Source organism: Natribacillus halophilus (genome assembly GCF_900100185.1).
Lineage (GTDB): Bacteria > Bacillota > Bacilli > Bacillales > Marinococcaceae > Natribacillus > Natribacillus halophilus.
The window spans coordinates 1-6,182 of record NZ_FNEN01000037.1; the positions used below are offsets into that span (position 1 = coordinate 1).

Annotated in this window: 9 protein-coding genes; 2 read left to right on the forward strand and 7 right to left on the reverse strand. The window is 48.1% G+C overall.

The window, feature by feature from the left end:
• Nucleotides 1-277 precede the first annotated feature (277 nt).
• Nucleotides 278-574: an AbrB/MazE/SpoVT family DNA-binding domain-containing protein gene (locus tag BLS58_RS16940; RefSeq protein WP_090400303.1), complete on the forward strand. Its 297-nt coding sequence runs from the start codon at nt 278-280 to the stop codon at nt 572-574.
• A gap of 86 nt (nt 575-660) precedes the next feature.
• Here the strand turns inward: BLS58_RS16940 and rsmI are convergent, their stop codons facing one another.
• The 7 genes from rsmI to tmk all read right to left on the reverse strand — a co-directional run bounded on the left by rsmI (nt 661) and on the right by tmk (nt 5,938).
• A complete protein-coding gene (gene rsmI / locus BLS58_RS16945) occupies nt 661-1,518 on the reverse strand; it encodes a 16S rRNA (cytidine(1402)-2'-O)-methyltransferase (RefSeq protein WP_425433703.1) in 858 nt (285 codons plus the stop codon).
• Complete coding sequence (locus BLS58_RS16950; RefSeq protein WP_176764838.1) at nt 1,463-2,542, reverse strand: GIY-YIG nuclease family protein; 1,080 nt, start codon at nt 2,540-2,542, stop codon at nt 1,463-1,465. The genes rsmI and BLS58_RS16950 overlap by 56 nt, the downstream gene beginning before the upstream one ends.
• Before the next feature lie 65 nt (nt 2,543-2,607).
• Nucleotides 2,608-2,952, reverse strand: coding sequence for an initiation-control protein YabA (locus BLS58_RS16955; RefSeq protein WP_143018957.1), 345 nt, complete (start codon nt 2,950-2,952; stop codon nt 2,608-2,610).
• Between the two features lie 40 nt (nt 2,953-2,992).
• Nucleotides 2,993-3,808, reverse strand: coding sequence for a PSP1 domain-containing protein (locus BLS58_RS16960; protein WP_090400309.1), 816 nt, complete (start codon nt 3,806-3,808; stop codon nt 2,993-2,995).
• Entirely contained in the window at nt 3,780-4,799 is a 1,020-nt protein-coding gene (locus BLS58_RS16965) for a DNA polymerase III subunit delta' C-terminal domain-containing protein (RefSeq protein ID WP_090400311.1), read from the reverse strand. Before BLS58_RS16965 ends, BLS58_RS16960 begins: the two co-directional genes overlap by 29 nt.
• 18 nt (nt 4,800-4,817) lie before the next feature.
• Nucleotides 4,818-5,147 (reverse strand): cyclic-di-AMP receptor, encoded by a 330-nt coding sequence (locus tag BLS58_RS16970; protein WP_090400313.1) that lies wholly within the window; start codon nt 5,145-5,147, stop codon nt 4,818-4,820.
• A gap of 167 nt (nt 5,148-5,314) precedes the next feature.
• Nucleotides 5,315-5,938, reverse strand: a complete 624-nt coding sequence (gene tmk / locus BLS58_RS16975) for a dTMP kinase (RefSeq protein WP_090400314.1) — start codon at nt 5,936-5,938, stop codon at nt 5,315-5,317.
• A gap of 137 nt (nt 5,939-6,075) precedes the next feature.
• Between tmk and BLS58_RS16980 the strand changes: the two genes are divergently transcribed.
• The coding region (locus BLS58_RS16980; protein ID WP_176764839.1) for a helix-turn-helix domain-containing protein at nt 6,076-6,182 on the forward strand (107 nt) is incomplete at its 3' end.

Genomic DNA, 6,182 nt, shown 5'->3' on the forward strand with positions numbered 1-6,182 from the left:
GCTTTGTAATTACAAGAAACTCCTCAAACGGAGGGAATTGCTATTTTCCGTCTCTACACTTCCGGACATAAGTGATTATATTGACTTTGACGATGCCCTTAGGTGGGAGGTGGGATGTGAGAGGCGGGAGAGGAACGACTCAGGAAAATTTGTATCAAATTTGGTTTGAAATGTTTTATATTGACTTTATTTTACAATACTGTTATTATAATTATTATAAAGAGAAAGTGTCAAAAAAGGCACAAAAATACACGTTATTTTAAGGAGGTAAACAACAATGAAATCGACAGGTGTTGTTCGAAAGGTAGACGAGCTCGGGCGCGTGGTCATCCCAAAGGAACTCCGGTATACGATGGACATCGCTGAACGTGACGCGATGGAAGTGTACGTGGACGAAGACCAGATTATTCTGAAAAAGTACCAGCCGAACAATATGTGCCAGGTGACCGGAGAAGTATCCAATAACAATTTGTCCCTTGCAAACGGAAAGATCATCTTAAGTCCTGAAGGCGCCGAGGAAATAATCGACCAACTTCAGGAGTATGTGGACCAATCGCGATCCGTGACTTCGTAATTATATTTTGGACAGGCGGATCTGCGTGATCCGCCTTTTTTAGCAACTAAGGCTTTCGCCATGCTTGGCGATAAGCCAAGTTTTCTTTATTTCAGGCGATGATAAATCGCGTATACCTCGTTTTTGCTCATGTTCCGATCAAGGGCACATTGTTTAAGAGCGGCCTTTCGCTCCTGCCCCCGCGCTTCATATGCCGCCACATGCTGCTGAATCGACAGCCCTTCCCACCAGGAAGGTTTTTCCCTCTCATATAATTCCTGATCTGAAGCTCCGGCAACAACAAGACAACATTCGCCTTTCCAGCCATTTTTATGTCCTGCACGTGCCAATTCCTCCAGACTTCCACGATGAAATTGCTCATAATGCTTCGTCAACTCGCGCGCAACCACTGCTTCACGGTTCGCCCACGTTTCGGATAACTCCTCCAATGTCACCGTGAGCCGGTAGGGAGACTCATAGAAAACGAGGGGAACCTGGAACTGTCCAAGTCGCTGCAACGCCTCTTCCCTCTCCTTTTTCTTGCGGGGAAGAAAGCCGTGAAAGTAAAAAGGACCTCCCCCAAAGCCTGATGCGATCAGCGCCGTAACGGCCGCGTTCGCGCCGGGCAAGGGGGTTACGCGGACTCCCTCGTGAATACAGGCGCTGACGAGCCGCTCCCCCGGGTCCGAAACGAGCGGCGTCCCCGCATCACTGACAAGTGCCAACTGCTCGCCTTCCCGAAGCTTCGCCAATAAAGCGTTCACCCGCTTCTCCTCATTATGTTCGTGCATGCTCATCATCGGCGTGTGGATGTCATAATGAGCTAACAATTTGCGCGTTTGTCTCGTATCTTCAGCCAGGATGAGATCCGCTTCAACAAGTGCTCTCACTGCGCGATACGTCATGTCCTCAAGATTGCCGATCGGCGTTGGAACGAGATAGAGGGTGCCCTTGTCCAAAATCACTTCGCCTCCTTTCACGAATCAATCGTTTCTTTTCTGTCCTCGACAACTGCTTGATTCGCCATTCTTCCCGCAACGCTTCCGATCTACTCGCAAACGCCTGCAAATGGATCAGGGCAAATGGCCCGCGCCCGCGTGTATACTTGGCTCCTACTCCCTCTGCATGGTTCTGCAAACGTTTATAAGGTTCGCGTGTATAGCCGGTATAATAAGATCCATCCCCGCATTCAAGCATATACACATAATGATCGGCTACGTCTTGGCCCCCTTCTCTGGCGAGCGATGGCCCGCGAACCATCTCCTCCCCTTCATAAGCCCGCAAAAACTGTTCCGTATAGTTTCCGCCCTCATCGTAGATGACGAGTGGCGGCAAAGTCTTTATCCCCGGGTTACCACCCTTAATCGTTTCGATTAAGACGATGTTTGCTTCCCTGTCGGCACGTGGATGCACAAATTGCAATCGCTTCGGGGTTAAATGTTCTTGCTCACACATATAAAATAACTCCGATAAACGCTCGGGGCGATAAACGAACGCCGCTTTGCCCCTATATTTCAACAATCTGGCCGCCGCCCGTGCCACCTCGGAGATGGAAGCATTCATTTCATGCCGCGCTCTTGCCACCGCCGCCTGCTTATTTTTATCACTGCCCTGAAAATACGGCGGGTTACACGTAACGACATCATAGGCTTCTCTACCCAGCCATTCACTGGCTTCGGCAATATCACCACAATAAAACGATAATCGCTCCTTTAATCCATTGATTCTGGCACTGCGCCGGGCCATATCGCACACTTGGGGCTGTAGTTCCACACCGGTAATCCCTACATCGCTACGCATCGCCATCACAAGGGGAACCGAACCATTTCCCGCGCACAAATCAACCATTTTTCCTTTCGTTTTCACCACCGAAACAAACTGGCCGAGAAGCACCGAATCTTTCGAAAAAGGAAACGTATCTCTGCTTTGAATAATCCGTAAACGATTTTTATAAATATAATCGATCCGCTCGTTCCGTCGTAAATACATCTCCAACCTCCCGCCGACGCATAGCAAAAGGGACCCGTACGCGAAAGCGCACGGGCCGAAAGCCATTATTTATACTGAAAAAATGAAAGACAAAAGAGACAATCGCCTTCCATCCGCAAGCTTCCATAATTTAAATTGCAAATATGAAAGCCTTCATGGTACAGACGGGCAAGGTTGTCATACCCTTCTCCCGGCAGTGTCGCCATAGATATTGAATCCTGGTCGAAGGCCTCTTCGTCGATAGCATTCGGAAAGATTCCCTCGCTCTCCAACCGTTCTCTCAAGAGGCGATTCTCCGTAACAAGCCCCTGATTTTCTTCAATAAGCGCTGCCAGTTGCTCTTTTAACTCACGAATTTCTTCATGAAAGGTATGCAGCTTTTTTTCCATATGGATGACTTGTGAAAACATTTCCTTTTTTGCCACGTTACCTTCCCACCTTCTCGGGGAGCTAGCTGGTTACCGCGCCTTGCCCAATGAGCTCTTCCAGGGAAAATTCCAGGGTTCGTTCAGGCTCTTCAAGTTCCACCTGGACAAGTCGCTCCAACATATTTAACCCTGAAACTTTTCCACGGCCTTCTTCTGTGTATATTTTTTCTCCGATATCGGGAAGTTCTTTCTTTGCTTGTTCATACTCATCATTCTCATATTTAAGACAACACATTAAACGTCCGCACAGACCGGAGATCTTTGCCGGGTTAAGGGACAAATTCTGGTCCTTGGCCATTTTAATGGAAACGGGTTCAAAGTCGCCGAGAAACGTTGAACAACAAAGAACGAGTCCACAAGGGCCGATGCCGCCAAGGATTTTTGCTTCGTCACGCACGCCGATTTGTCTAAGCTCAACACGCGTACGAAATATCGAAGCTAAATCCTTGACGAGCATGCGAAAATCAACCCGCCCGTCAGCGGTAAAATAAAACAGCAGTTTATTCCGGTCAAATGTATATTCAGCACTGACTAATTTCATATTCAACTTATGTTCAGTGATCTTTTCTTTACAAACCGTTTGTGCCTGTTGTGCAAGGTCAACGTTTTCCGCTACATGGTTATCATCCTCGGGTGTCGCGAGGCGCACAACCTTTTTAAGCGGAAGGACCACATCATCACTGTCCACCGTTCTTTCTTCCAGCACGACATAACCATGTTCAACGCCCCGAGCAGTTTCAACGATCACGGTTTGGCCGACTTGCACATCCAGTCCGGAAGGGCAAAAATAATAAATTTTTCCGGTCTTCCTAAAGCGAATGCCAATCACTTGATGCAAAGTTTGATCCCTCCTGGAGGCGAAGGAGCAACCGCTCCATCAACAGTTGCGGATTCACGTTGGCAGCCAGATATCGTTTCGCTTCCATCACTGCCTTCATTTGCGCTGCCAGCATGGATTCCGAACGATTGAGTGCTTCGGTTTTCAATCTCTCTAACTGATCAGGGTAAGCAAGGTCCTCCCTGCCCCACTTCGTATATAATACATCCCGATACCAAAAAAGCAAGAAGTCAAGGCCTGTATCCAGTCCTTCTCTATCGTTAAAATGTGTATGCCATTTGTCCTGAAGCAGCCATTTCGCTTGCAGAGGTCGTTGGAAAACCTCTTCCGCCAATTGTATCACTACCTGACGCCCCTGTACAATCCAGTTCGTACGCTCTCCATCCTCCAGCGATGTCGGTTTGTTCCCGACCCGGGCTTTAATCGCTGCCACTTCCTCCGTCTCCCCTTTTTCCCGCAGGTGTGCCTGCCGCGAGGCTTCAGACAAGGGCCTGAACGAGATGACCTGCGATCTGGACACGATCGTCGGCAACAAAAAATGCAGATTCTCCGTCTCCAGAATCGCCAGTGCTTCCCCTTCCGGTTCTTCCAACGAGGCCAATAAGCTGTTGGCGGCACTCGTCGTCATTTTATCAGCTTCTTCTATGATATATGCCTTCCTTGTAGACTCCATCCCTTTATAAGCAAATTCTTTTTGCAAAAATTCCACTTGCGCCTTTTTAATGGAAAGGCCGTCCGATCGAATGATAATAATATCCGGATGTTGGCCTGATTGTACACGTTTACATTCACTGCATTGATTGCACGGTTTGGCGGCAGGATCATTGTTGCTGCATAAAAAAGCACGGGCAAGCAGAAAAGCTGCCCCGAGTTGTTCATCGCGGTCTTCTCCTTCAAAAATATACGCGTGCGGAAGCCGCTCCCGCCAGACAGCATGCTGCAGCAATTGCGTCACTACCGGTTGTTCCGCTCTCAAGGTACCCCATTCCACGAGCGGTCCCCCTCCGTTTTAAAATTGTTCAAACTGTTCAACGTCCATGACAAACACCGTCGCTCCTCCCACTTGCACTTCGACGGGATAGGGGACGTAAGAATCGGCATTTCCGCCCATGGGAGAGACGGGCGCGACCAATTGTTCACGGCTTTCACAGTTTTCCTTAATAATATCCAAAACGTCAGCCACTTGTTCATCTTCTACACCGATCAAAAATGTCGTGTTGCCTGCCCTGAGAAAACCACCCGTTGACGATAATTTCGTCGCGCGATAATCATTTTCCACGAGCGATGTAGACAAACGATTGCTATCCTTATCCTGGACAACAGCAATAATCAGTTTCATGGCGAACACTCCTCCTTGGGGTATGAGACGCGTATTTTTTCTATATCATACGATATGCAGACAGGGAAATCTAGTGTTTATACGCGCAGATAAGAAAGAAAAACTTTCTTATCCTGCATAAGTGCAACTAAGGCTTTCGCCATGCTTGGCGATAAGCCAAGTTTTCTTTATAGCATTTCTGTAATGGAGGTGAAAATTTCTCCCTCTACGCGAGCGATATCCGTATTGGCCTGAATGACGCGATACCGTTCCGGTTCCTCGTTCACAAGAATATGATAGCCGTCGCGCACAAGTTCATGAAACGCAACATCCATCTGGTCAAGACGGTTTTCAGCACGGGCATTCTGAGCAATACGGTGAAAACCTACATTTATGGGGATATCCAGGAAAAATGTACGGTGCGGCAACCATTTTCGGATCGCGAACAAATTAATCTCCCGAACTTCTTCGATGCCCGCCCCCGCGGCATGTCCCTGATAAACCAAACTGCTGTCCACATACCGGTCACAAAGTACAATTTTACCCGCCTCTAGTGCCGGAATGATTTTCTCCACAAGATGTTGGCGACGGGCAGCCGCAAACAAAAGCACTTCTGTATAAAGATCGAGCGTTTCTTCCGAGTCATCGAGCAAAAGGTGACGGATTTTCTCGGCACTCGCCACGCCTCCCGGCTCTCTCGATACGAGTGTATCATATCCTTTAGCTTCCAATCGAGCGGCGATGCGCGGAATGATCGTTGATTTCCCCGAGCCTTCCCCACCTTCAAAGCTTATAAACGTACCATTATTCATTGTTTTTTCGGCAAGGATACCCCCACCTCTTAGCGTAGTGTAGGTGGGGGAGGAATTGCCGTTGGCGAAAGCTAACCTTGCCTTCCTCCTTTCTGAATTTCAGGTATAATAATAATAGTGAAAGTTGGTGATAACCTATGAAACTAACATTGACCGCGAAAATTAAAATCAATCCAACGGACGAACAGGAACAATTACTAGCAAAAACCGTTCGTGCCTATCGAGAAGCCTGCAACGTGGTATC